Below are 26,178 nucleotides of genomic sequence, written 5' to 3'. Positions count from 1 at the left end.
TGATTTGTATGTGTATAGAAAAGAGGTCCGATCTCATGATTCCAACCGATCCTTCCACTCCCGAGGCCAACAAGCAATCTGTTCAATCACGTGCACTAGACTGGATGCTCATCATCTTCTCATTGCTGGGCTGGGGTATCGTAACGCTTGTTCTTTATCTTGTTGCAACCATTGGAACCCTTGTACTTACTGAATCTTCGGTTGCCTCTTGGCTGCAAACGGATAATTTTAGCGATGGCAGTCTGGCTCTTCTTCATGTAACGATCCTCTCGGTGATTGCAGCAGCATTCGTCAGCTATGGGCTGCTTCTCGCTGCTGTCAGTAGGAAATCAGTCCCATTACTTGCCTTTACTTCGCTGCCGGTGCTTTTTGTAGGTGTGTATTTGTGGTACTCCTGCTACCTCGGCAGTTCTCCGATGGATGGCTTTGCAGGAGAAACCTGGTTCATTTATCTTATTTACGTATCATGGGCAACCCATGGCTTCGACTATATCCGACATTACGTATCCGGTGGCTGGATGCCCTTTATCGGATTAGCCGCGTCCTTCCTGCCTACTCTATGCGGCATATTAGGTACGTCGCTTTATTCCATCACTTCTTCATGGTCTTGGTCCCGGCTCAACACCTTGATCTCAGTGATCGCCATTCCTTGCTGTATGACGCTCTGTTTCGGAGTTTCCTTACTTATCCCAAGCTTTGCCGAGTTCACACCGCAGTCTTACCCCAAAGTAGATGGAGCCACAGCCGCTATCCACCTTGGACAAGAGCTGGCACATCAGCTTGAAGGGATGAATCGTCCAAAAACCGAACGTGCCGTCAGCTTCAGCACAACCCACAATGCTTACGTCAATCTGATTAGCAAAAAAGCCGACCTTATTCTCGTTGCCGGACCGTCGGATGAGGAGCAACTGCTGGCCAAGGAGAGCGGAGTCATTTTGAAGCTGACGCCTATTGGCAAAGATGCTTTTATTTTTCTCATCCATCACAACAACCCCATCGAGTCGCTTACGCTCCAGCAAATTCAAGCCATTTATTCGGGAACCATTCATAATTGGCAGGAGGTTGGCGGGAACAACGAGGCCATCACCTCTTTTCAGAGAGAACCCAACTCAGGAAGCCAAACCTATATGGAAACCAAGGTGATGAAGGGTCATTCCTTAATGACAGCGGCAAGGGAACACAAAATTACCGGAATGGGCGGTATGATCGATAAGGTAGCTGAATATACGAATGCCAACAATGCGATCGGGTACTCATTTTATTATTACGCCAATGAAATGCACCGCCGCCAGGGAGTGAAGTTTGTGAAGCTCAATGGCATTCAAAGCAATAAGGACAACATACGCAATGGCAGCTATCCGTTAACGGCTGTGCTCTATGCCGTCACCCGCGATGAAGAGCCTCAGGATGAATCAACCTCACGTTTGCTCAGCTGGCTTCTAAGCGCCAAGGGAGCTGCCGCTATCGAGAAGAGTGGATTTGTACCGATCCAGTGACCAAGCAATCGAGAGAGCATATGAAGCCGTTGTGCGAAAGGTCAACTCCGCATCTCACTCCCCACCTTATGTAAAAAAGGAAGCCTCCGATCCCACTATGACAGTGGATTTGGAGGCTTCCTTATGATAAGTCGATTGGAGAAGATACTTCGTTCGTTCCCATCACTAGAATGGCGTATTAGCCGTCTACAGATACCCACTGCCGGCTGCGGCTTGATTTCTCGACGGCCTCCAGCACCATTTGATTCTGAAGCCCATCGGCAAAGCTCGGTTGTGGACAGCGACCTGTAGCGATGCCATTCAAAAACTCACGCATCAAGCCTAAAAAGGTATGCTCATAGCCGATATTATGGCCAGGTGCCCAATAAATGTTCCCATAAGGATGCTCGGTTTCCGTACAGGTGATCGTTCGAAAGCCCTGCAGACCCGGCTCATCATCCTTTAAATATACTTCCAGTACGTTCATGTTTTCCAAATCCCACCGTATGGAGCCGCGTTCACCATTGATTTCAAAACGATTGCCGTTGCGGTTACCGCCTGCAAAACGGGTAGCCTCAAATGTACCGATCGCCCCATTCTTGAAGCGGGCAATAAATACGGATGCATCATCGACATCAACCTCACCCATCTCCGTTATTTTCTCCGGGGCTTCCTGTTCAGGCAGCGGGCGGGCGCTGATAAAGGTTTCCATTGTGCCGACTACCTCGTCGATGTCTCCAACAAGAAAACGCGCCAGATCAATCATATGTGAGGCCAAATCACCATGACTGCCAGATCCGCTCTCCTCCTTGCGCATCCGCCATTCAAGCGGGCTGTCGGGGTCTATAAGCCAATCCTGTAAATACAGGCCTCGAAAGTGGTAAATACGACCGAGGCGCCCCTCACGAATGAGCTTCTTGGCAAATTGTACGGCGGGAGAGAAGCGATAATTATGACAAATCATATGGACCTTGCCCGATTTGCGAGCAGCTGCCAGCATACGCTTGGCCTCATCTACACTAATCGCCAGCGGCTTCTCGCACAATACATGTTTCCCTGCTTCCAAGGCTGCAATGGCGATTTCTGCATGTGAATGGTTCGGAGTGACGATATCGATGGCATCAATATCATCTCGTTGAATCAAAGTTCGCCAATCATTTTCATGAGAAGCCCAGCCCAGCTTGTCAGCCGCCGCGTTAACGCCATCCTCATCCCGGCCAGAGATCGCCTGCATCACAGGGACGGCCGGCAGATCGAAAAAAAACGGCAGGTCACGATAAGCATGACTATGTGCTTTTCCCATAAATTTATATCCAACCAATCCGATTCTTATTTGTTGATCACCCATATCAACCATCCCTTCCTATGAATCCATTAGGTTTGTAACAAATCGGTCATGTAAAGCTCGCTACTATATTATTTGTCCATTTTGAGCCTTTTTGACTCAAAAGAAGCAGATGGCTGCCTATAGATCAGTCAGTTAATCCGGCGAGGTTAACCCATTTTCGTGCAAATCGTCATATGATCTGCTAGAATTGATGGTCTACGGGACCAAACGAGGACTTGTACGTATGTATAGATAACCCAATACAAGAATCAAATTGACCTCAGAAGGTGAGTGAGCTTGGTGAATCATATTTTTTCATGGATTTCTGTCCTGGGTTCCGGCATGCTTGAGCTATGGCTGGCAATTCCATTAGGATTTACTCTACAGCTCCATCCCGTCACAACAGGCATATTAAGCGGACTCGGGTCATGGCTCAGCGCGCTGATCATTATTTTCTTTGGGAGTTCCTTGCGGGAATGGTTGATACGGCGATTTCAAAAAAACAAAAATGGAAAAAACAGCCGCATGGGCCGTATCTGGAATCGTTATGGTATTATCGGACTCGGTTTCTTATCGCCCTTGCTAACAGGCTCTCCACTGGGGGCCGCAATTGGGATCTCTTTCAGCGCAGAGCCTCGTAAACTGCTGTTATGGATGGGAGTAGGCATTGTGTTCTGGAGTGCTGTGCTGACAACTGCTGCAGCCTATGGCTTGATGCTGATTATGCCAAAATAAACAGTTGCGGCTGATTACATCATGTTGAAAGCTGACCATTATGAAGGAACCTGTTCCCACAACAGGTTCCTTTTTCTAGTTACAAAAGAAAAAGCACCGACACGGAGTCAGTGCTTACTGCTGCTTCTATTCAGCAGCTTCGGGGCTACCCGACCTACCAGACGTTGAATAGGACGCGGCATTTGGTGCAAATCCGATATACTTACTGTTTTGGTTAACATCAGTAATACAGGATAAGCCCCAGCCGTAACTGCACACAAGATAACGGCCTGAATAAAGGGAGCCAGACGAGGCTGACTGTAAGGCCCGATATAAGCATGAACAACACTGCTCAGGCCAATACCAATGAGCACGATCAGTACCGTCGTCACCGCCACACCAAACCAGCGACGGGCACCCAGAATAAGGAAGGAAACTTCTTTGCGAAGCACCCACAAATTGAGCACGGTCATCGCCATAAAGCAAAGACAAGTAGCCGCTATAATTCCATAAATTCCAAGCCAAGGCGCAAGCGCCAGGCTGGCCACCAGCTTGATGGCAATACCTGCTATTACGTGCAGTACGAGTGGACGCATTTTACCCATCCCCATCAATACAGCACCCGAGGTTTGCATCACAATCTGAAAAATCGAGCTGATCGTTAATAAGATGATCATCGGTGCCGCATACGTATCAACAACAGCCGAATGCTTTAAGTTACCAAAAATAAATCCGTTTAAGGGACCTGCTGCCAGGCAAATAACAAGCACCATCGGTAAACCGCTTAAAATCGATAGCTGCATCACCTTACCCGTCTGCTCGCCTACCTGTACCCAATCTTTTTTGGAATAAGCGGAAGAAATGATCGGCACCACCGACTGACTGAGCGCTATTGCCAAAATGATAGGAATCCCCGCAAGCGATTGAGCACGTCCGACTAACACACCAAGTATCTCCTGTGCACTGGCTTCTCCGATCTGATCCTTCAAGAGCAAGGTTACAATCGAGGAATCAATCGTATACACCAAAGTAACGGTTAAGGAGAAGATGACAATGGGAATCGACAGCTTAAACAGCTGTGCGTAAATGGTTTTGAACGCAAGCGGACTTGAAGCTGTCTTTGTCTCCAACCGAGAGACACCTGCTTGCTCCGATCCCCCCATGCCTTCCGAACGATCATTGCGACGCAGCCTAAGCGCATAATAAATCATCACCGCTACCGCCGCCAGACTGCCGACTACTCCTCCGAATGAAGCACCTGCAACTGCCCAATCCAAGCTATGCGCGAGCAATAAGTAAGCCAGCAGGACTGATGCAGCGACACGGAATATTTGCTCCACAATTTGTGATAAGCCATTGGGCATCATCATCCGTCTGCCTTGAAAATAGCCGCGCATAATGGCAATTAACGGAAACAGCAGCAGCGCAGGCGCTAATGTGCGTATCGGCAGCGCTGCCTGCGGATTCAATGTCATGTTAGCGTAATAAGGCGCAAAAACGTAGAGGAATACAGTCATGACAACTCCCGCCCCTACAGCGAACGCTATGGCAGCACGATAAATGCGATCTGCTTCTGCATAAAGTCCAAGCTCCGTGCGTTCTGAAATCATTTTGCTAAGCGCACTTGGAATACCGGCTGTTGCCACAACCAGCAGCATCGAGTAGATGTTAAAGGCGATTCCATAGCTCGCCATCCCGATGTCACCCAATAAAACAATTAGCGGAACCCTTTGAACAACACCAAGTGCTCTTGCAACGAGCGCTGCCACGGTTAAGATGAGTGTTCCTTTTACCAGTGAATCCTTTGCCACCATATTCCCTACTCCCTGCCTGATTGCCTGTATACTCGACCGCCTGCCGAACCAGGCATGAACTTCTCCTTACAGCACCCAAATAAAAAATAACACAATCATTAATGCCTGCAAAACCAATTTCACCACAACACTTGAAAGCAATCCGATCAATGCGCCAAGGCCTGCCCGGAACGCCTGCTTGGCTTCTGTTCCTATGATGAGTTCTCCAATAACGGCCCCGAGAAACGGACCCACGATTAAACCAACGATAGGAATGACAAACGGACCCACAATCAAACCGATCATACTGCCGATGACAGAAGCCTTATTCCCGCCAAACCTCTTCACCCCGAGCGCGCTGACGGCATAATCTGCCACAATCAAACCCACGAAAATCGTCGATTGAATGACCCAAAACCAAATACCGAAGGGCTCAAAGCTGACCATCCAGCCATACACAAAAAATGCTGCAAAAATCGCTACCGCTCCCGGAAAAATCGGATAAACGGCCCCGATCATGCCGATTATAAACAAGAGAATGACTATAATCCAAGCCGTTATGAGCATGGTGGAAACCTCCTGAGAGCTGCTTAAGATAAAATATATTGCTCAATAATCCGCGCCACGCCGTGCTCTTCATTGCTCGTTGTGATTACGTCTGCCAGCGCTTTGACCTCTTCCTGTGCATTGCCCATCGCTACGCCAAGTCCGCTCTCGCGAATCATCGAAATATCATTTTGGCTGTCTCCCATCGCTATCACCTGCGACATGTCATAGCCAAACATTTCACATACTTGTCGGACACCGCTCGCTTTATGAATGCCTTTGGGATTTAATTCCAGGTTCGCTGGATGCGAATTCGTAATCTCAAATACGCCCCATGAATCCAGCTTGGTACGAATAGCCTGCAGACAGGTTGCATCCTCATAATAATAACCAAACTTCAGCCACTGTCTGGCATCCACCTGCTCTACCCATCGTTCCTTATTATAAATATCACCAACCGCATAAGCCCAATACCACGTATCATACTCAATTGCCAGTGCATGCATTTCTTTGATAAGAGCAGGCTCCAGCAGTGCACGGCTGTGCAGCTTGCCTGGTGCTGACCAGACTTCGCCTCCATTTACGGTAACAATCGGCGCTTCCAGCTTTAGCTCATCAATGTAAGCTTCCACATTCTGAATCCCTCGTCCGGTTGCGAACATCACCTTGATTCCGGCTTGCTCGGCAGCCTGGATCGCTGCACGGTTTTCCTCGGATACCTTTTTATCCTCCGTCAGCAGTGTTCCATCCATGTCCAAAGCAATAAGCTTGTAATTTCCCTTATTCATTCGTTCAAGTCCCCTCTCTCTACAGTGCTGCGGCTACAGAAGGCTTAGGCAGGTCCTGCATGTACGTAACATGCCATAGGGCAAACATATAGACGGTCCACAAACGCCTTGCATAATCACCTTGTCCATTCTGGTGTTTGGCTACCATGTTACGAATCGTACCCATGTTAATGTAATCCTCAATACCGCTGGCTTCAATCTGCTCCAGCATCACTTTGCCTTGATTGCCTTTCAGCCAATCGCGCATCGGTACCGGAAATCCAAGCTTCGGACGGTTAAGAATAAAATCAGGAATGATCCCTTCCATTGCTTTACGGAAAATGTATTTGGTCGTGCCTTCCGCGATTCGATAACGTGCCGGGATTTTACGAGCGACCTCATACAGCTCCACATCCAGAAAGGGCACTCGCAGCTCCAGTGAATGGGCCATCGTCATTTTATCGGCTTTCATCAAAATATCGCCCGGCAACCACAGATTCATATCGATATATTGCATACGAGTGACAGGATCCTGATGCCTGGTTTTGGCATAGTACTGTTCAGCAATCTGCCATGGGTTGCGGTAGCTGCGCAGCATTTCCTGATCCATGCGCACGACCTCAGATTTCATATCCTCGGTGAAAATCTTCGCGTTGCCCAAAAATCTTTGTTCCAGCGGTGTCGTACCGCGAAGCACAAAGTTTCTCCCGTATAACCCCTGAGGCATCATTCTTGCAACGGCGTGCAGCATCCGCTTTAGGCCCATCGGCAGACGGTCCAGCGAGCGCAGCGAATTTGGCTCGTTATAAATTCGATAGCCGCCAAACAGCTCGTCGGCACCTTCTCCGGATAAAACAACGGTAACCTGTTCGCGTGCCAGCTGTGCAACATGATACAAAGCGATAGCCGAAGGATCAGCTACCGGCTCATCCTGATGCCATACCGCCTTGGGAAGCACATCAAAAAAATCCTTTTGCGTAATAATTTTCGAATAATGCTCGGTATCCAACGCTCTTGCTGTCTGTTGAGCAATCCCCGTCTCATTGTTAGCACCTTCGAAGCCGACGGAAAATGTGCGGATTGGCTCAATCGAACGCATGTGGGTGGCTATCGCCGTAGAATCAATACCACTGGACAAAAAACAGCCGCGCTCAACATCACTTTGCATATGATGAATAACGGAATCCTTCAAGCCCTCGCGAATCTGTTCGACATAATCCTCAAAAGGACGCTCTTCAGTCTCAAACATCGGATCCCAATAACGATTGATCTCCATCTGTCCATCGTAACTGATGGAAATATAATGACCCGGAGGCAGCTTTTGAATATCCCGAAACATGGTATCCGGCTCCGGTACATATTGAAAGGTCAAATAATTGAGCAAGCTTTCTGTATGTATCGAACGGTCCATGCCGCCTGCAGCCAGCAAGCTTTTAATTTCCGATCCAAACAAAAACTGCCTGCTGTTTTTGAAATAATAAAAGGGCTTGATCCCAAAATGATCACGCGCTCCAAATAGACGCTTCTTTTTACGATCCCAGATCACAAATCCAAACATCCCGCGAAGATGCTTCACACAATCCTCCCCGAACTCCTCGTACATATGAACGATAACCTCGGTATCACTATGTGTTTTGAACACATGCCCCTTCTCCTGAAGCGAGCTGCGTAAATATTTATAATTATAAATCTCCCCATTAAAAACAATCCATACGGTGTCGTCCTCATTGGACAGAGGCTGGTGACCTTCCTTAAGGTCGATAACGGACAGCCGGCGAAAGCCCAGTCCAATCCGGTTCTCACCCCAAAATCCAAAATCATTGGGTCCGCGATGCACGATACAATCCGTCATTGCTTTCAGCATCGTCTGAGACGGTTCCCTATCTTCAAAATACATTGCTCCGGTAATACCGCACATGTCTTCATTTCCTCCTCAAGTGTACAACGGCAACGTTAACTATCATTCGATTTATTCGATATTTTAGTATAGCATATTCTTAGTAAAATCCGTAAGGCTGCACCAAAAGAACCCGTCCATGACAGACAGGTTCTGTGAACATCTATACACTCATAACTATGGTGCTTCCGCCGCACCTTTTGCTCCTTTGGGCACACCATCCAAGCCATAATACTGATCATAGGCATCAAAAATTTTGCGTGCAATCGGAGCGGCATTCCACGAGCCAAAGCCACCCTCAGGGACTACGACAGCGATCGCAAGCTTTGGTTTTTCCACTGGAGCGAACGCAATAAACACGGCATTATCAATCAGCTTGCCGCCAACGGATTGTGTAGAGGTTCCTGTTTTACGGGCATAAGGATAAGGAAATCCGTCAAAGCCTGTCACAAACACCTTTTCCATTCCTTTAATGACTGAATCCCAATACGGTTTGGGAAATGTAGTTTCCTCCATCACAACAGGCTCCATCGTCTGTACGGGCTGACCTTCATAGGTTTCGATTTTATCAACAAGAAGCGGCTTCAGCTTCTTGCCTCTGCTCGCCAGGGTAGCGGCATATTGCGCCATCTGCATCGTTGTATATTTTTCATTCTGACCCCATGAGGCAAATACCATTCTGGACTGCATCGATTCCTTCTCATTCGTTTTAAACTCGCTGATACCCGCATTTTCCCTTGGCAAGCCGCTGCCACTCGTCACACCAAGACCGAATTTGTTCAAATACGATTCCCAAATATCAGCAGATTGGCTTCCATACTTTTGATGCAGCTTGTAGCCAACCATCGCTGACATGAACGTATTGGAGGAATGCCAGATCGCATCGGCAGCATTGATGTACCCATAAGAAGCGCGGTCTGAATTCGTCAGCTTCGATCCATTGTCCTTACCATACGTATACTCACCGGTGTCATTATAAAGCGTATCGACCCCAAACAGCCCTTCATTTAATCCAATTAACACCGATAACGGCTTAATGATCGATCCTACATATACAACCGAAGTTGGATGATTTTTGAGCTCGGCTGGCGGATAATCCGGAAAGGCGCTTGTAATCGTACCATTATTAATAAATGGCTGGATTCGGTTGTACTCGCTGGTCAACACAACCCCGTTCCATATATTAGGATCATAATCCGGCATGCTGGCCATTGCAACGACCTTTCCTGTCTCCACTTCGATCGCAACCGCATAACCAGCCCTTGCATTCGGCGCAGACGCAGAACGATTGGACGTTGACTTGGCAGCCGCAAGCTGATCGATAATGGCTTTCTCGGCAACCTCCTGAACATTCTTATTAATCGTTAAATATAAATTATTTCCTTTTTCCGGTGCTTTGACCGACACTTTGCCGATAATTTTTTGCGAGGCATTCACCGGGTACGTTTTTGATCCATTCTTACCGCGAAGATCCTCCTGATACATAAGCTCAATACCATCGTATCCGACATACTCAGTGTCTAGATAGCCTTTAGTATTGTCTTTGTTCTTGTAAAAGGGCAGTCCATTGTTCGGCTCCCTCGCCGTGGAAAAGGGTCTCATATATCCGATCAGCTGTGCTGCAATGGGACCGTTGTCGTAAGTACGAATACTTTCCTCCATTATCTCAAGCCATTTTAATTCATCGCGGCGTTCCAGTATATAGGCGATTTCATCATTAGATAAGCCAGATTTGATCCTTCGGGGAACAAAAGAATAGCTTGGAGCTGTCGATGTATTCTTGTCCAAATCGTAACCGACATCCATCTCCTTAATGATTTCTGCTGCACCCAGCAAATTATTAGGCGGCGTCCCATGCTCCTTGAATATTTCTTCCAATTTACGAGCGAGCATAATAACATCGTCTTTCTTTTGGTCGGATTCCATACGGAAATATAGCGATTGGGTTGACGAGGTAAAAGCGAGCGGCGCCCCTCCCCGATCATAGATATTGCCACGAATCGGACCTATCGGTGTATCCATCTTGGTATTATTGGCTTCTTCCGCCTTCAACTGGCTGCCTTCGACAAACTGCAGTACGGCAAGTCTGACAATCAGAATGGAAAAAAAGAAAAACGTGCAGAAAAAGATCAGATTAACCCTAAATGTAAAGTGACTTCTCTTGGCTGCTTCCTGCTGCTGAGGGTCATCATTAGCTTTTTTGTTACCAAACATGCTTACAACTCCTTTGTAATGCGTACAACCTTAAACTTCCCTGATATGCGTCTGATTAAAATTCGGGGGATTAAACCAGTTGCCGCCGCTGGATACCCAGGTAGAATCGAGTGGTACCCACTTGCTGCTATCGTTTAAATATACCTCGTTCCATGCGTGAGGTCCATATCCGCCACGACCATCATAGCCAAGCCCTGTAACAACCTTGACCTCTAGACCAATCGAACGGGCCATCACGGCATACAGTCTGGAATAATCAATACAAACGCCTTTTCTTGTTGCATACGTTTCTTCAGGCGTTTGCTCCTTCCAGATTTTTTTTTGCTCATAGAGATTAACCTTATCCCAATCATAAGTTACTCGGGTGCCGATCCATTTATATAACAGCTTCGCTTTTTCCTCGTCAGTTGTTCCTTTGAGCGTTACCTCTTTGGCCGCTTCCGCTATGCCGGGAGGGATCTGTGCATCCAGCACATCATATTTTCTTTGTAAAATATTATTGACTTCCGCCTCAAACTTTCTCGTAAATACAGGAAGCTGATTGGTCAAAAAATCGCCTGCCACCGGCTTGATAACAGCCGTTGCGCCTTCCTGATACAGGGTGGAAGCTTGTATATACGGGGTAATCTCGGTTTGCGGCAAAAAGGTAGTGTAAATAAAGAGCGCTGCTACTATGAGCAAACAACGCCCGAGACCGGAAATCGTACCTATGATTCCACCCAGCACACTGCTAATCATACCGGGACGTTTGGTTCTGGTTTGCCTTGACTCCCCCTGAAACTTATCTGTCTCCCAATGGCCAAAGAACGGATGGATCATCCGATAGATGATCTGTTTAATAATGGCATAACCAATGATGAATAAAACGCCGAGCCGCAGCAGTGGAAAATCTCGGACTGATGTAACGACCGTGTAATAAAATTGCTCAAATAGACCAAGATCCTTGGTAGGAATCACAATATTGAGCTCAACCAGCCATCCTTGAACATACGGCGAGGCCCAGGAGGACAACCACCAGGACAACACAATGCCAACCACAATAGCAGCACCTTCTGCAGCCATCAGCGCCAAGTGACGAGCTGAGGATGATGCGCCTCGAATCATCCCCTGAATGACCGAAAAGACTAGCGTTCCTGCAATAAGCACAGTGATCCAATTGATTGAGCTGATTTGATTGATTGTCGATGCCATTGCTTCAACTCCTAGTCTTTTCAACGATGAACGAAATGCAGCGCTCGTTAGGTTGCTTTGTTCGTCTTGGCCTGCTCGATCAATGCCTTCAGCATATCATCAAGCTTCATGGTAAAGGTCTGATTCATAAAAGTGACAGTGACCTCGCTCGCTCCCGGCATGCCATCAACCTTTAGGCTTTTGGTCGTAACCGTGTAAGACCCGTCCGCATTTTGCTTATATTGCGCATCCTTCATTTCGTTCGATACGACTTTGATCGCCTGATTCTTTACTTCAGTTGTTACCGTAGCTCCAATATTGAGCAATTGATCCTTATAGCTGGCACCATAGAAATATAATCCTGCCAATATGGCAAGTACAATGACCCATTTGATAACGGTTTTAACGATGCGGACAACAACGAATAAAATCACAATAGCCAACAAAATAACATACCAGCGCTCTTGTAAAAATGACGTAATAAAATCCAACCTTCATCTCTCCTCAAATTCATCTCACTCAATACTGGTAATCATACACTATCTTTATCGTTGTCTTCATCCCTTTTTTTCCTCAGTTCTGCGAGCTGGCGCTGAATCTGATCGGATTTGTCGAACTTTTTGGCCTTACGAAAGGTGGTTCGCAAACGAAAAATAAGAAAGACCAATATGACCACCAAAAATAATAACAGGAACGGATCCATAACCGGCAACCTCTTCTCAATAAATCATTGTATGTATCGCTTATTCTGCGGCCCGCGAAAATAGTGGTACTAACCTCCGGGCTTGTCACGTAAACGTAGTATAACGCTGCTGAAAGCAAGCAGACTATGGATCCCATTCGAGGTGATACGTTTGAAAACCGCGCTGTGGCTATATTTGTTCATGTTTGTAGCTTTTTTCGATCTGCATGCGCAATACCCGATATTATCCCCGTTTGCCATCTCGCTTGGAGCTGCCCCTTCATTCATCGGGCTCATTTTAGGTGTATACTCACTGACTCACTTGCCTGGTAACCTGCTGGCAGGATATGGTGTAGACCGTTATGGAAGTAAAGGTTTTATTGTCTTTAGCCTAATTGTAGCAGGTATTGTGCTGTTAGTTCAATCAAGGGTAACGGATCCCTGGGATTTGTTGATTATCCGCTCGATCAGCGGCTTTGTCCTTGCCTTCCTATCGCCTGCATGCCTATCCCTGCTTGCCAAGATTGCCAAGGACCGTGTCCAGCAAAGCAAGTTTATGGCGGGTAATGGACTCGTACATACGATGGCCTCAGTATTAAGCCCTGCTGTCGGCGCTTATCTGGTAGCCAAGCTCGGTTTTGCGCAATCCTTCACGGTGTTGGGCTGGATTCTGATCGCTACCGGTGTCCTTGCCATGGTTGGAGTGAAGGAAGCAACAGGTCAGAAAGCAATTGGCGACTTGTCCATCCCACACGGCCAGAGCATTGCTGAACATCCCGATGAGCTGCCTGAGCTCAAAAACAATCGTGTTCCCTGGCTTTTCTTTGGTATTCCTTTGGCTATTTCCTGTGCACAAGGGATCCTATTTTTTGAACTGCCTTTAATGAAGGAATCCAACGGTTCCATTCTGACATCGGGCATTTTGTTTTCACTTGTCAGTTTGGGGGCGCTGGTCACCTTGAGCATGATCTTCTTGAACCGCAAATCCCCATTTCTGAGGACCACTATGGGCAGTCTGGGGCTGGCGATTATTTTTTTCGGCTTATCGATCCATTGGCCTATTCCGATCTACGTCTCGTTATTTATGATTGGAATGGCCAAAGGCATCATTTTTCCGGCTATTGCCTCACTGCTGGCAGGAATTACAAGCTCGAGCCATTATGGGCGTGTATTTTCGTTTTTATCCATATCTTTTTCCATAGGCGCCTTTATAGGTCCCATTGTGGCCGGACATATGAGAAGTCATACTTCTCCTTACTTTATTGCATTTGCCTGCCTGATGCTGGCCTTGTCTGTTGTCCCCCTACGAGCCTTCAAACCCGTTTCTATCTAAAAAGAAATTATACTGCTTGGCTGTCAGCCAGTGCTGATTAACAAATCGCCTTTTGCGGGCGATTTTTTTGTGTGTTTCAACGTTAATTACCCAGGGTAAGTAAAAGTTAGGTTAAGCGTTACTTCTCAGTCTCCTTTAACCCAGATATACCCAATGCGTTTTTTTGGGTCAGACGGACTTAAACAAGGGAGTTGCGTTCGAACTTTGTAACAAGACATGTACCCAGCATATCTATGTCGAAAAAGGAGGTGAAAAGCATAGTGACAAACGAACCTTTTCACAAAAAAAACAAAAGAAATGATAGGAGTGAAACGTTAATGAAGCCAGCCTTTACCAAAAAAACCGCACAAGTTACCGTTCTTGCGCTGATGATTTCAATCATGCTGCCTGTTCTGGCTTTTGCTGCAACAGGATTTTCTAATTTAACATTTCAGAATAATAGCGTGAATGCAACTGTATCTTCCACTACTTATTTAGATTCCAATGTTGGAGACGCAGTATATGTCAATGTGTACGGAAACAGTGGTGCATTGCTATCTGTGACCCCAGCCGTGTATAACAATACTTACTCAAGCGGCCAAGGATGGAGCTACCAAATACCAAGTTTAACTGTCTATGGCTATGAGGGTCCACTTACAGTAACTACAACTGTATATAAAGCTGGTGTTGTAGATCCAAGCGAATCTGCAACTACGACAGTCGCATACACAAACAATAACAATGGCGGTAGCACTGGCGGCGGCGGTGGCGGCGGTGGTGGTGGCGGCGGAACTATTTCCGGAGCGACCATGAGTGTTTCTTCTGATGGAAGCATTGATGCCTACATGCTGCAAAACGCTTTAACTTCTAACAATGAAGTCGTGCTTAATCTTAGTGGAGATCTGGCTTTGATCCCAGCTAAGGCATTGACCAGCTTCACTAATGACGCAACCAAGACACTACGGATTACTAATAGTAAAGGCACTTATATCCTTCCGATCTCAGTATTGAACCTAAGTGACTTGGCAAGTGCTCTCGGCACTACAGTGGATGAGCTCATTATTAAAGTATCCATCAGTGCTCCAAGTGCTGATGATGTGGCTAGCATAACATCTGCAGCTACTGCCCTGGGTGCTACAGAAATCGCTACACCGGTTGATTTCAACCTTGTGGGACTTGCACCAGACAGCAAAACTCAAACGATTGATCTCGGTTCGAATTATGTGAGCCGTATTCTTCCTTTGACCAAAGCAGCAGATTCCACACGTTCGACAGGCGTTGTATTCGATACAACAACGAAAAAATTAAGCTTTGTCCCTTCTCTGATTAATACAGCAGACACAGACAGCACAGTTACAATTAAACGTAATAGCAACAGTATTTATACAGCAATCGAATTGAACAAAAACTTCCCTGACAGCCAAGGTCATTGGGCTCAAGGCTACATCGAATTACTGGCCAACAAGCTGGTTGTTGATGGCGTAACCGATACAACGTTCGAACCGGAGCGTAACATCACTCGTGCTGAATTTGCAGCCTTGGTCGTTCGTTCACTCGGTCTTGAGCAAGCGGCAGGAAGCAGCTCCTTCAATGATGTTGCATCTGGTGATTGGTTCGCTGGCGTTGTAGGCGCAGCAACCAAAGCTAAAATCATTGATGGTTATGAGGATTCAACTTTCAGACCGAACCAACCGATCAAACGTGAAGAGCTTGCAGCAATGGTCGTCCGTGCTTTGAACTACGCAGGTGCTAAACCAACTGTAACTTCTGAACGTCAAAATGAATTGTTAGCTAAGTATACCGATGCTAACAAGATCGTATGGGCTCAACAAGAAGTAGCAACAGCGATTGAAGCAGGAATCATTGATGGAATCACTGATAACACAATCGCTCCTACTAGCCAGGCTACACGCGCACAATCAGCTGCTATGCTGAAACGTTTGTTAACCAAAGCTAACTTCATCAACTAAGTAAGCAGGTTGACGACTAATTAAATGCAGATTTACAAGCCAAAAGGCACTGACAGTGATGTCGGTGCCTTTTTTTATTCGCTGAAAAAATCAAACTTCTTGCGATAAACTGGCAGTAATGTACGCCAATCCATTACATAATCTCCTATGGTATCCAACAATATGTTCATTCTATCAAACCGTTCTCACACAATCTTAATATAACAACTACAAGGCAGATCAGCAGCTTCCATGAATCCAATATGCGGATAAGCTTAATTTCGACATTTCCTGGGAAATACAAACAGCTTGGAATGGATGGCGAAAGTGGATATACTACTTGAGAAAGCCAAATCATCTAGTGAGCTTGTGAGGTGCTGATATGTCCATTACGATTATTGTAGAAGGCAAGAACGATAAAAGCAGACTGCGGAGGCTGCTGACGGAGGACATTACTATACTTTGTACCTTTGGATCCTTAAACACGGAACGGCTTGAATCCTTAAAAAAGCATGCCGATAGCAGCGAGATTTTTTTATTTACAGATAACGATTCCTCCGGCAAAAAAATCCGCGCCATTTTACGAGATACATTCCCGGATGCAGAACAAATATATACCCGAAAAGGCTATGCAGGAGTAGAGGGTACACCCGATGAATATCTGATTCTGCAATTAGAAAAAGCCGGTTTGGAGGCGTATATCAACTACCCGCTTCCAGATCCGGCTCTAAGCAATAAATTGGATTAAATAAATGACCAGTGTTACTGTACAAATACTAAAGATGGTCGATGAAAATACAACCTGTGAGGCAAATTCCGGTTCATTATCGTATTCTACTGCGATCAACGCACTGCTTAGTGACGTTGGTACAGATGTCGCAAGCACAAGCGCTTGGGCCATCGTTCCATGAATACCCAGCAGCCATACGATACCAAACCCTACAGCAGGTCCAATCAACAAACGAAGCACATTGGAGAGCATCACATCCGAGAACATCAGCTTCCACTTCATGCTTCCCAGCTGCACACCCAAGGTAATGAGTGCCGTACAGACAAAAGCATTGGAAATATACGTGATCGGCATATAGATCGGATCAGGAATAGGAACATGCAGCCAGCGCATCAAAAAAGCAAGTGGAATTACATAGATCACAGGCAGCGATAATATCGTACGCAGCGTTTGCCGCGGATCATTTTTATGGGCATTCACGCTGTATACCCCATACGTATTGGGCAGCAGCGATTGCATCATCATAATAATAATCTGGATGGAAAGCGTAAACGCATCACCGACAAACACAAGCTGATTGAGCGGAAGCGCATAATTGGCACTGTTATAAAAGATGACGCTGTTCCGCATCGCCGTGATCATACTGTTCTGGTACCCTCTCACACGCATGATGAATTCTACCAGCAAAAACATCGCTGCCAGATGAAGCGCAAAAAACAGCAAGGTTTGCAGCATCAATTGCATCGACAATGTAGATTCATAAAGCATTTTGAACACAAGCGCGGGTGAAAACAGATAAAAGTTCAGCTTCGAAAGCGTTCGAATATCCAGCTTGAACGCTCTATACAGAATAACACCCAAGGCAATCATGATGGAGAGCGGTATCACATTATTAAGTAAAATATAAATGAAGTACGTCATGCTTGAGCTCCCTTAACTAGTATACACCTATCCTTCCTTGCTTAATTCGATCAGGTCCTGAGCAATTTTATCAACATCCAGATCAGCGTCGTTACCCGCATAGTACCTTCTCATATCTCCCTTTTTATCAACAAGCAAAATCAGATTGCTGTGCGTAAATTGACCTTGTTGATCCTTCACGACCATAACCCCGTATTTTTGCGCAAGATCAATTGTAGCTGCCTCATCACCACGCAGGAAATACCAGCCCTTAGGATCAGCATGAAAGCTTTTGGAAAATTGCTGAAGCTGTGCTGTCGTATCTTTGGTTGGATCAAATGAAATCGATACAATCGCCGTTTTATCACCGAAAACGCCTTTTTTCACCAAAGCATCCTGCACCTTCGATAGGTTATACGTAGTTGGCTGACATACATCAGGACAAGTGGAATAAAAAAAGTACACAAGCTTGGAGCGTCCGGCCAGCTCTGCCAGGCTAATGGATTTGCCATCAATATTATCGAGCTTAAAATCAGGGGCTTTTTTCATGACTTCCATTTTGCTGCTTGCGCTGTTGCCTTTAAGAACCATATACCCCAATGTACCGATCATTGCCAGCAGAAGCACAATAACGATCAGCTTAAAGCCGTTTTTTTGTAAAAATGCGTTGTTCATCCGTGTTCCCATCCTTTGCGATAAAAAAAATATCCCATGCTGCCATGGGACTTGAAGCTACATTACAATCGTTATTTCGGGCTATTATTATTTCGCCACTGTAGTCAGGACCATAATAATGAATAACAGTGTCAAGTAATTAATCGAATAAATAAATGTTTTCTTGGCCCATAGCACTTCTTCTTCGCCTTCGGTTTTCTTGAAGCCCTTCATACAGAGATAAGCCCAATATAGTCCCATTACGATGGCCGCGTAGAAGTAGATGACATTAACATAACCATACACATACAACAGCATGGAAACAGGTACGAGCAGTACAACATAACGGATCATACTGATTTTCGTGACATAGGTACCTTTAACAACAGGTAATAACGGAAACCCTGCTGCGCGATACTCCTCCATACGACGAATACCAAGCGCCCAAAAGTGTGGAGGCTGCCATAGGAACAAAATCGCGAATAAAATAATCGCTCCCGCATCAATATCATGACGTACGGCGCAATAGCCGATAACCGGAGGAATCGCACCGGAAAAGCTGCCGACTACTGTACTCCATACCGAAGTACGTTTAAACCATGCCGTATAAATCCATACATAAGCAAACAATCCGATCATACCCAATAATGCAGCTAACGGATTAACGAGCAACCACAGACCGGATACACCAATGATACCCAGGATGATCCCATACCACATGACGACCTGAGGAGATAGCTTACCGCTTGGCAGCGCACGATTTTGCGTACGAGCCATCTTCGTATCCATATCACGATCCAAATAATTGTTTAGTACACAACCTGAACCCATCACCAATGCAGTTCCCAGCATAGTAAACAGCAATTGCAGCCAGTTAACCTGCCATCCGGAGGCTACCCAAAAACCACCGAACGCTGTGATGGAATTCGAAAAAATAATACCCGGCTTGGCCAACTGTACAAAATCCCTCCAGGTCACAGGGCCTTGGTCCACATGCTCCGCTTCCGATGCGGCAGGTAACGAATCGACCGTAAGGTTAACGCTGAGTTGATCTTTCACTTGATTGTATCCTCCTTAGAGTTTTGCTTTAGCAAAACTGACTTCGTAAGCATCTTCTGAGTTTTGCTTTAGCAGAACTAGTTTCGTAAGCATCTTCTGAGTTTTGCTTTAGCAGAACTAGTTTCGTAAGCATCTTCTGAGTTTTGCTTTAGCAGAACTAGTTTCGTAAGCATCTTCTGAGTTTTCATTGAAAACTCTATATGAAGCAATTGCAGCGACATTCCCTTTGTACTTCTACAATCCTTATCATATCAACCTCAAATCCATTTGACAATAAAGCACGGCACGAATTCAAAATATTGTCGCATCTTCAGACGAAATATGTAGCCGGATTGTCACTATTTCCAGGGCATACAGAATAGAAAAACCGACGGTTGCGTTAACCATCGGCCCGTATTTTCTATTAAGATAACCAACAAGGATCGGGAATAACCTGTAGATGTTATTGCTTAGCCAAGTTTGGTAACTGCTTTATCATTAATTTCACATTCCGGGGTACAATATCCTTTATAAACCTCTTGGCATTCATCACAGCAAAGATGCTGGTGGTGGCACAAGTCGTCCGTACAATTAATGTAAGTGTCCGCCGGTTTACTGCAATGATGACAGACTCCGACAATTACGTCCTCATCGGTTTGGTTAATCGTAACAGAGACACGATCGTCAAATACATAACATTTGCCATCAAATAATTTTCCTTGAACCTCAGGATCTTTTCCGTAAGTAACAATTCCACCATCCAATTGGTAAACATCATTGAAGCCTTCATTCATTAATATTCCTGTCAGCTTTTCACACCGGATTCCGCCTGTGCAATAAGTCAGAATAGGCTTATCCTTGGCCTCCTTCAGATTATCGCGAATCCACTGTGGAAAATCACGGAAGGATTCAACGTCAGGCCGGATCGCATTGCGAAAATGCCCAAGATCGAATTCATAATTATTTCTGCCGTCCAGGACGATTACATCTTCTTTTTGAAGCTGTTCATGAAACTCTTTAGGAGAAAGACGTTTACCACTCAGAACATTGGGGTCCAGGTGGTCTTCGTATCTTAGTGTGACAAGCTCCTTTTTATGGCGGACAAAGATTTTTTTGAAGGCATGCTCACTGGCCTCGTCAATTTTGAAAACCAGATCCGAAAAAAGTGGATGATTGTGCATATCCTTCATATATTGTTCGGTTTGCTCGATCGTACCCGATACAGTCCCGTTAATGCCTTCTTCTGCGATGATTATACGTCCCTTAAGCTCCAGGCTTTTGCAGTATGCAAGATGCTCGGCTGCAAACAACTCCGGCTCCGGGATTTGAACAAATTTGTAATATAATAAAATGCGAAACGAATTAATATCTGTCAACGAAAACCGCTCCTCTTCTTTTCATTAATAAATTGTAAAAGCCTGTCGAGGTATCTCAACAGGCGGCCCCATTCGCTCAGTCAGCTACTGGGCTTTGTGAGTATCATATCATCCGATCCGATCGTAGATTCTACTTTATGATTATTCATTATTTATCTCGATTTGTCACTAATAGATTGTGTCAAACTCACAACATATTTCCATATTCTCATGTAATTATTTTTATGAGTTCATTTTAGTTTATTCCATATACATAGTCAACTTATAGGTATGTTAAGTAAGCCATATGGATACAATTGGCACTATTGACTAGAGAAGCCTTTACAAACACTTCCTTTTTTGTATTAAGAAAAAGACGTTGTTGAGCATCTACCCTTTGAAATTCCAAGGTATAGTACCCAATAACGTCCAGTTGCACAGCACATGATCAATTGCTTATTTACGTACATACAGCGGCATTTTGCCAAAGAGCTGCTGACGAACGAACTGCCAGGCAGCTTCCTGTAACGATTGAATTTCGTATACTTTGTGCCCCAATATGGATAAAACCACACCATTTTTGTACGTACGGCTGATGCCATATTCCAGTTGGGCCGCTACCAGCTGTTGTTCCATAAATAAGTTCAATGCTTCCACAAAAGCTGCGTCGACATGCTCATTGAATATATAAAGTGTCCCCAGATGAGTAAACTCAGCCCAGCTGCCGATTGTGTTCAGCCGCTGCTGTGCAGGTACGATCCGCTGCTTACTGCAATAAATGAGCTCATTCTCGTAAGTAACACTGAAACGATTTTCATAATGCTCATATTGAAAAAGCTCGCCTCGTTGTGTTCTCCCCGGACAAATGAGATCGCTAAGAATCAAGGTCGATCCTGCTTCCATCTGCACATCCATCCGACTATACAATACAGCATCCTTATACAGCATCACGGGCTCGGGCATGTACTCCACATAGCTATCCGGTCCTAGTGTCAGAGATTGAACCTGCTCACTCGCGCGCACCGATTGAGAATCCCCCTGCTCAGGACGCGCTGGATGCACCTTGGTATAGGATTGGTTCGTCATATACACATTCGAGCGTTCATCGAACCGCCAGCTCATTTCATATCGGTCACCTGCCATAATACCGGGAGAAGCATCCATCATATACACACCAAGCTGACCGTAATCGAAAGCAAACGTCTTGGCAATTTTTAATGGGTAGGTGTTGTATTTATCGCTGATACTCGTCTGCCCCTCCCGCTCCTTAAAAGTAGCGGTGATGCAGCCGGTGATTTCAGGCATGATCGAATTCCTGCTCTACCCACTCTACGATAGCGTCAACGCCATGACCATCAAACATATTGGAGAAAATAAACGGGCGGTCACCGCGCATTTTGCGAGTATCCTCTTCCATAACCGTCAAGCTTGCACCTACATAAGGAGCCAAATCAATTTTGTTGATGATGAGCATATCCGAGCGGATAATGCCAGGACCGCCTTTACGCGGGATCTTCTCACCTTGAGCTACATCGATAATATAGATGAAGCGATCCACCAGCTCCGGACTGAATGCAGCAGCCAGATTGTCACCACCACTTTCGATAAAAATAATATCGAGATGGTTAAAGCGTTTCTCCAGCTCATCAATGGCCTCAAAGTTCATCGAAGCATCTTCTCTGATCGCTGTATGCGGACAACCTCCGGTTTCTACCCCAATAATACGATCTGCAGTCAACGCCTCAGAACGAATTAAAATATTGGCGTCTTCCTTCGTATAAATATCATTCGTGATGACAGCAATGCTGTATTTATCGTTCAATCTGCGCGCGAGCCTCTCCACAAGTGCGGTTTTACCTGATCCTACTGGCCCCCCTATACCTATCCGCATGGGACGATCCAAATGACCCTTCTCCGGCGCTTCCCACTCATGATGATGATGTGCTCCACCTTGACACATACGACATTCCTCCTGATTTATAATTATTAAAAGCTATAGTTAGGACATAAATAAACGGGAATATAAATTTTCGTGCTGCATCATGGCTATTTCTGCCATTGGCGTATTTCCAAAGCCATCCTCGAACGGATCTCCATGCTCAGCTTGCTTCCAGGCCGCCGCTATAACAGGCAGCATCTCAGCCAACAGACGTTGACCTTCGGTTTGGCCAATGGACATCAGCCGCAGACCACTATTGATGCAGGTAAAAGTGCAAGCATATAAATAGCCTTCTGCCGCCATTGACAACGGTACCTGTAAATGATAGCTCAGCCAGCCATGAATCAACGGATGTGTGCCAAAACACTTCTGCTGGCGGATCGCTTCCTTGAGCTGACTCCACGGAAGCTCCGGGTAAATCGATAGTCCCAGCTGCTGCAGCCTGCGTCCCATTTTCACTACACCTTCGCGAGTTTCCAATGATGTCCGCTGCACATGCTGCATCTGATCAATCTTCCACAGCTTTTCCCACTGCTCCTGAGGCGTATACATATAGACCGCCTTGACAGCGAGTCCATCGATGGGAGCCCAACTCTGAACAAGCATCGTTTCCATATAATCCCTCAGGTGAGCAGACGTGTGCACCGTGCCATTTTGTACAAGGGATTCCAGCCCGAAGGAATGGGAAAATCCGCCGATTGGCAGGGCAGAATCCAGAAGCTGCACATAGGAGAGCCAATTGGTCATGGGCGGTTGTGCCTGCTGCAAGAGATCACCATCCTAAGAGTTTTGCGTAGCAAAACTTACTTCGTAAGCATTTGCCTATTTCGCAGAAAATTCACTTCGTAAGCATGAACTTGAGTTTTGCGTAGCAAAACTTACTTCGTAAGCATCTGCCTATTTCGTAGAAAATTCACTTCGTATGCCTGCTGCTTATCAGAAGTCCGGTGAAGAACGAGCGCAGCGGCCAAATGATCCTGGAGAAGCGTAAGCGTTCGCCTTTGAAATCGTGAATAAACCGCTTTATCTCATCCCATTTCACGATTTCAACAGCTGAGAGTTTAAGCAAACTGGCTTCGTAAGCACCATCCCGGAAGGATATTTGGCCGCGCAGCGAGACTTATTCACCGGAATTCTAGAATAAAAAATAACGCTGTGCCATCGGCAAAACCTTGGCAGGCTCGCATGTGATAGCAGCCCCATCCACCTTAACCTCATAGGTTTCAGGATTTACATCAATCCGCGGTGTTTCTCCGTTATGGATCATATCTTTTTTGGTGATAGACCGGCAATTTTTCACAGGCTCTATCCTTTTTTGCAGTCCCAGCTGTGTGTGAACACCAAGGTCGAAGGCCGCCTGAGAAACAAAGGTAATACATTGATTCAGCGCACGCCCATAAGCACCGAACATCGGACGACTCATGACCGGCTGTGGGGTTGGAATCGAAGCATTCGGGTCCCCCATCTGCGCATAGGCGATCATCCCGCCCTTCAGTACAGTTTCCGGCTTCACACCAAAAAACATCGGATTCCAGAGTACAAGATCAGCCAGCTTGCCTACTTCCACTGAACCTACCAAATGAGAAACGCCATGTGTAATTGCCGGGTTGATCGTATATTTGGCAATATAGCGCTTAATACGAAAATTATCCTGATCATCCGCAGTAACGCCAGCTTGCTGTGGCAGTTCATCCGGAGCAGGTAAATATCCACGCTGCTGCTTCATTTTATCTGCCGTCTGCCACGTTCTTATAATTACTTCCCCAATCCGTCCCATTGCTTGCGAATCGGAGCTCAGCATGCTGAACACACCCAAATCATGCAATATATCCTCGGCAGCAATCGTTTCCGGACGAATTCTGGAGTCAGCAAAAGCTACATCCTCAGGGATTCGACTATCCAGATGATGACATACCATCAGCATATCGAGATGCTCTTCGATTGTGTTCACCGTGTAAGGTCGGGTCGGATTCGTGGAGGATGGAAGCACGTTCAGCTCAGCGGAAGCTTTAATAATATCCGGTGCATGCCCTCCACCCGCGCCTTCAGTATGATAAGTGTGAATCGTTCTTCCGCCGATAGCAGCCAGCGTGTCTTCCACAAAGCCGGACTCGTTCAGTGTATCCGTGTGGATCGCCACCTGCACATCGTACTGATCCGCCACCTGCAAGCACGTATCAATCGCAGCCGGAGTCGTTCCCCAATCCTCATGAAGCTTCAGTCCAATCGCTCCTGCCTCTACCTGCTCGATAAGCGGTTCTGGAAATGATGCATTTCCTTTACCCGTAAAACCCAGGTTCATCGGAAAAGCCTCCGCCGCCTCCAGCATCCGGTGCATATGCCATACACCTGGTGTACAAGTAGTCGCGCTTGTTCCTGCAGCCGGACCTGTACCGCCACCGATCATCGTCGTAACCCCGGAAGAGAGTGCAGTTTCTATCTGCTGTGGACATATATAATGAATATGAGTATCAATACCACCGGCCGTTATGATCTTGCCTTCACCGGCGATGACTTCCGTTCCTGCACCAACGATCATATTAGGTTGTACGCCATCCATCAGATCCGGATTGCCCGCTTTACCTATTCCTACTATAATACCGTCCTTAATCCCGATATCCGCTTTAACAATTCCCCAATGATCTATAATAATCGCATTGGTAATCAATGTATCCAGAACGCCCTGATCCCGCGTATGACGACTGGACTGGCCCATCCCATCACGTATGACCTTGCCGCCGCCAAACTTGCATTCTTCTCCATATACGGTGTAGTCCTGCTCGATCTCTGCCCATAGCTGCGTATCCGCCAAACGCACGGCATCGCCTGTAGTCGGGCCGAACATTTGTGCATAAGCCTTACGATCCATCTTTGCCATACAAGACCGGACCCTCCTTCCATACATCCAATCGCTGCTTAGTCGCCTCTGTCATCTGCCCATGCGCAGCTTCGCCCTGAGATAAATGATTGAGTCCATAGGACAGCTTCGCTCCCCCTAATTCAACAAGCTCCACCGGCTTCTCCTCCCCGGGTTCAAAGCGTACAGCCGTACCCGCAGCAATACTGAGTCGCATACCAAAGGCAGCCTCTCTGTCAAAATGAAGCCCGCGGTTCACCTCAAAAAAATGAAAATGCGACCCAACCTGAATCGGCCGATCTCCCATATTCGTTACCAATATACGTACCGTACGTTTTCCTTTATTTAATTCAATCTCGCCCGCCTTGATGCGATATTCACCAGGAATCATGGCAGCTCACTCCTTTATCAGAAAATCAGAATGGTTGAATGGGAGTTCATTGCGTTCCTTCATCATTTTAAAAGGGTACGAACTAACCATGACCAATAGGCTGATGCACCGTAACCAGTTTGGTCCCATCGGGAAAGGTTGCTTCTACCTGTACCTCATGGATCATTTCAGGAACACCTTCCATCACTTGGTCCACTTTCAATACCTTTGTACCAAATTGCATTAGCTCCGCAACAGTCATTCCGTCTCGGGCACCTTCCATAATTTCCGATGTAATCAGAGCTATGCTCTCTGGATAGTTCAATTTAAGACCCCGATTCAACCGCCTTCGGGCAAGATCTGCCGCTACCGTTATCAGCAGCTTTTCCTTTTCTCTTTCCGTTAAATGCATTCCAGGTGAACCTCCTTCACACAAAACCTCGATGTGGCAAATAACATAACATGATAAAGGCGAATAATTAACATTTA

General features: G+C 46.2%; 23 protein-coding genes. 5 read left to right on the top strand and 18 right to left on the bottom strand.

Annotated features, from left to right (window positions below; translation table 11 throughout):
- Window positions 1-35 precede the first annotated feature (35 nt).
- Window positions 36-1,496, top strand: a complete 1,461-nt coding sequence (locus NST47_RS08325) for a substrate-binding domain-containing protein (protein ID WP_341154713.1) — start codon at window positions 36-38, stop codon at window positions 1,494-1,496.
- 178 nt (window positions 1,497-1,674) lie between these two features.
- Here NST47_RS08325 and NST47_RS08320 read toward each other — a convergent pair whose 3' ends face one another.
- The gene (locus NST47_RS08320) at window positions 1,675-2,823 is read right to left on the bottom strand and encodes a Gfo/Idh/MocA family protein (RefSeq protein ID WP_341154712.1); all 1,149 of its coding nucleotides are present in this window, start codon (window positions 2,821-2,823) and stop codon (window positions 1,675-1,677) included.
- Between the two features lie 279 nt (window positions 2,824-3,102).
- Between NST47_RS08320 and NST47_RS08315 the strand changes: the two genes are divergently transcribed.
- Window positions 3,103-3,537: a small multi-drug export protein gene (locus tag NST47_RS08315; RefSeq protein WP_341154711.1), complete on the top strand. Its 435-nt coding sequence runs from the start codon at window positions 3,103-3,105 to the stop codon at window positions 3,535-3,537.
- A 107-nt stretch (window positions 3,538-3,644) separates the two neighbouring features.
- Here NST47_RS08315 and NST47_RS08310 read toward each other — a convergent pair whose 3' ends face one another.
- From NST47_RS08310 to NST47_RS08280, 7 genes are all read right to left on the bottom strand, one after another.
- The gene (locus NST47_RS08310) at window positions 3,645-5,330 is read right to left on the bottom strand and encodes a putative polysaccharide biosynthesis protein (RefSeq protein WP_341154710.1); all 1,686 of its coding nucleotides are present in this window, start codon (window positions 5,328-5,330) and stop codon (window positions 3,645-3,647) included.
- 66 nt (window positions 5,331-5,396) lie between these two features.
- A complete protein-coding gene (locus NST47_RS08305; protein ID WP_076232402.1) occupies window positions 5,397-5,876 on the bottom strand; it encodes a DUF456 domain-containing protein in 480 nt (159 codons plus the stop codon).
- A 23-nt stretch (window positions 5,877-5,899) separates the two neighbouring features.
- On the bottom strand, window positions 5,900-6,643 hold the full coding sequence (locus tag NST47_RS08300; protein ID WP_341154709.1) for a Cof-type HAD-IIB family hydrolase: 744 nt from the start codon (window positions 6,641-6,643) through the stop codon (window positions 5,900-5,902).
- 19 nt (window positions 6,644-6,662) lie between these two features.
- Window positions 6,663-8,540, bottom strand: coding sequence for an asparagine synthase (glutamine-hydrolyzing) (gene asnB, locus NST47_RS08295; RefSeq protein ID WP_341154708.1), 1,878 nt, complete (start codon window positions 8,538-8,540; stop codon window positions 6,663-6,665).
- Window positions 8,541-8,696: 156 nt separating this feature from the next.
- The gene (locus tag NST47_RS08290; RefSeq protein WP_341154707.1) at window positions 8,697-10,733 is read right to left on the bottom strand and encodes a peptidoglycan D,D-transpeptidase FtsI family protein; all 2,037 of its coding nucleotides are present in this window, start codon (window positions 10,731-10,733) and stop codon (window positions 8,697-8,699) included.
- A gap of 30 nt (window positions 10,734-10,763) precedes the next feature.
- A complete protein-coding gene (locus tag NST47_RS08285; protein WP_341154706.1) occupies window positions 10,764-11,924 on the bottom strand; it encodes a transglutaminase domain-containing protein in 1,161 nt (386 codons plus the stop codon).
- A 47-nt stretch (window positions 11,925-11,971) separates the two neighbouring features.
- Window positions 11,972-12,394: a hypothetical protein gene (locus tag NST47_RS08280; protein ID WP_341154705.1), complete on the bottom strand. Its 423-nt coding sequence runs from the start codon at window positions 12,392-12,394 to the stop codon at window positions 11,972-11,974.
- 363 nt (window positions 12,395-12,757) lie between these two features.
- Here NST47_RS08280 and NST47_RS08275 point away from each other — a divergent pair, with 363 nt between their 5' ends.
- From NST47_RS08275 to NST47_RS08265, 3 genes are all read left to right on the top strand, one after another.
- Entirely contained in the window at window positions 12,758-13,918 is a 1,161-nt protein-coding gene (locus NST47_RS08275; protein WP_341159630.1) for an MFS transporter, read from the top strand.
- A gap of 317 nt (window positions 13,919-14,235) precedes the next feature.
- Window positions 14,236-15,867, top strand: a complete 1,632-nt coding sequence (locus NST47_RS08270) for an S-layer homology domain-containing protein (protein ID WP_341154704.1) — start codon at window positions 14,236-14,238, stop codon at window positions 15,865-15,867.
- A 361-nt stretch (window positions 15,868-16,228) separates the two neighbouring features.
- Complete coding sequence (locus NST47_RS08265; RefSeq protein WP_341154703.1) at window positions 16,229-16,594, top strand: toprim domain-containing protein; 366 nt, start codon at window positions 16,229-16,231, stop codon at window positions 16,592-16,594.
- On the opposite strand, the gene NST47_RS08260 is transcribed toward NST47_RS08265, so the two are convergent.
- The 10 genes from NST47_RS08260 to NST47_RS08215 form a co-directional block, all read right to left on the bottom strand.
- Complete coding sequence (locus NST47_RS08260) at window positions 16,574-17,497, bottom strand: AEC family transporter (protein WP_341154702.1); 924 nt, start codon at window positions 17,495-17,497, stop codon at window positions 16,574-16,576. The genes NST47_RS08265 and NST47_RS08260 overlap by 21 nt on opposite strands.
- A 27-nt stretch (window positions 17,498-17,524) precedes the next feature.
- Window positions 17,525-18,151: an SCO family protein gene (locus NST47_RS08255; RefSeq protein ID WP_076236485.1), complete on the bottom strand. Its 627-nt coding sequence runs from the start codon at window positions 18,149-18,151 to the stop codon at window positions 17,525-17,527.
- An 87-nt stretch (window positions 18,152-18,238) separates the two neighbouring features.
- On the bottom strand, window positions 18,239-19,189 hold the full coding sequence (gene cyoE / locus NST47_RS08250; protein WP_341154701.1) for a heme o synthase: 951 nt from the start codon (window positions 19,187-19,189) through the stop codon (window positions 18,239-18,241).
- A gap of 449 nt (window positions 19,190-19,638) precedes the next feature.
- Entirely contained in the window at window positions 19,639-20,544 is a 906-nt protein-coding gene (gene trhO, locus NST47_RS08245) for an oxygen-dependent tRNA uridine(34) hydroxylase TrhO (RefSeq protein ID WP_341154700.1), read from the bottom strand.
- A gap of 435 nt (window positions 20,545-20,979) precedes the next feature.
- Window positions 20,980-21,828, bottom strand: a complete 849-nt coding sequence (locus NST47_RS08240) for an urease accessory protein UreD (protein ID WP_341154699.1) — start codon at window positions 21,826-21,828, stop codon at window positions 20,980-20,982.
- Window positions 21,821-22,483 carry an urease accessory protein UreG gene (ureG, locus tag NST47_RS08235; protein ID WP_076236493.1) on the bottom strand — a complete coding sequence of 221 codons (663 nt, stop codon included), beginning with the start codon at window positions 22,481-22,483 and terminating at the stop codon, window positions 21,821-21,823. The genes NST47_RS08240 and ureG overlap by 8 nt, the downstream gene beginning before the upstream one ends.
- A 39-nt stretch (window positions 22,484-22,522) precedes the next feature.
- Window positions 22,523-23,230 (bottom strand): urease accessory protein UreF, encoded by a 708-nt coding sequence (locus tag NST47_RS08230; RefSeq protein WP_341154698.1) that lies wholly within the window; start codon window positions 23,228-23,230, stop codon window positions 22,523-22,525.
- A 367-nt stretch (window positions 23,231-23,597) separates the two neighbouring features.
- Window positions 23,598-25,340, bottom strand: a complete 1,743-nt coding sequence (ureC, locus tag NST47_RS08225; RefSeq protein ID WP_341154697.1) for an urease subunit alpha — start codon at window positions 25,338-25,340, stop codon at window positions 23,598-23,600.
- Window positions 25,321-25,710 carry an urease subunit beta gene (locus tag NST47_RS08220; RefSeq protein ID WP_341154696.1) on the bottom strand — a complete coding sequence of 130 codons (390 nt, stop codon included), beginning with the start codon at window positions 25,708-25,710 and terminating at the stop codon, window positions 25,321-25,323. The genes ureC and NST47_RS08220 overlap by 20 nt, the downstream gene beginning before the upstream one ends.
- Before the next feature lie 82 nt (window positions 25,711-25,792).
- Window positions 25,793-26,101: an urease subunit gamma gene (locus NST47_RS08215; protein WP_076236498.1), complete on the bottom strand. Its 309-nt coding sequence runs from the start codon at window positions 26,099-26,101 to the stop codon at window positions 25,793-25,795.
- Between the last annotated feature and the right edge of the window lie 77 nt (window positions 26,102-26,178).

Source organism: Paenibacillus sp. FSL H8-0034 (assembly GCF_038000305.1).
GTDB lineage: Bacteria > Bacillota > Bacilli > Paenibacillales > NBRC-103111 > Paenibacillus_S.
The sequence above is the reverse complement of the archived record's forward strand: the minus strand, read 5'-3'. Positions and strand labels throughout refer to the sequence as shown.

Coding starts and splice junctions, on each gene's coding strand:
- NST47_RS08325 (WP_341154713.1), top strand. CDS start 36: ATGATTCCAACCGATCCTTCCACTCCCGAGGCCAACAAGCAATCTGTT.
- NST47_RS08320 (WP_341154712.1), bottom strand. CDS start 2,823: ATGGGTGATCAACAAATAAGAATCGGATTGGTTGGATATAAATTTATG.
- NST47_RS08310 (WP_341154710.1), bottom strand. CDS start 5,330: ATGGTGGCAAAGGATTCACTGGTAAAAGGAACACTCATCTTAACCGTG.
- NST47_RS08305 (WP_076232402.1), bottom strand. CDS start 5,876: ATGCTCATAACGGCTTGGATTATAGTCATTCTCTTGTTTATAATCGGC.
- NST47_RS08300 (WP_341154709.1), bottom strand. CDS start 6,643: ATGAATAAGGGAAATTACAAGCTTATTGCTTTGGACATGGATGGAACA.
- asnB (WP_341154708.1), bottom strand. CDS start 8,540: ATGTGCGGTATTACCGGAGCAATGTATTTTGAAGATAGGGAACCGTCT.
- NST47_RS08290 (WP_341154707.1), bottom strand. CDS start 10,733: ATGTTTGGTAACAAAAAAGCTAATGATGACCCTCAGCAGCAGGAAGCA.
- NST47_RS08285 (WP_341154706.1), bottom strand. CDS start 11,924: ATGGCATCGACAATCAATCAAATCAGCTCAATCAATTGGATCACTGTG.
- NST47_RS08270 (WP_341154704.1), top strand. CDS start 14,236: ATGAAGCCAGCCTTTACCAAAAAAACCGCACAAGTTACCGTTCTTGCG.
- NST47_RS08265 (WP_341154703.1), top strand. CDS start 16,229: ATGTCCATTACGATTATTGTAGAAGGCAAGAACGATAAAAGCAGACTG.
- NST47_RS08260 (WP_341154702.1), bottom strand. CDS start 17,497: ATGACGTACTTCATTTATATTTTACTTAATAATGTGATACCGCTCTCC.
- NST47_RS08255 (WP_076236485.1), bottom strand. CDS start 18,151: ATGAACAACGCATTTTTACAAAAAAACGGCTTTAAGCTGATCGTTATT.
- NST47_RS08240 (WP_341154699.1), bottom strand. CDS start 21,828: ATGCCTGAAATCACCGGCTGCATCACCGCTACTTTTAAGGAGCGGGAG.
- ureG (WP_076236493.1), bottom strand. CDS start 22,483: ATGTGTCAAGGTGGAGCACATCATCATCATGAGTGGGAAGCGCCGGAG.
- ureC (WP_341154697.1), bottom strand. CDS start 25,340: ATGGCAAAGATGGATCGTAAGGCTTATGCACAAATGTTCGGCCCGACT.
- NST47_RS08220 (WP_341154696.1), bottom strand. CDS start 25,710: ATGATTCCTGGTGAATATCGCATCAAGGCGGGCGAGATTGAATTAAAT.
- NST47_RS08215 (WP_076236498.1), bottom strand. CDS start 26,101: ATGCATTTAACGGAAAGAGAAAAGGAAAAGCTGCTGATAACGGTAGCG.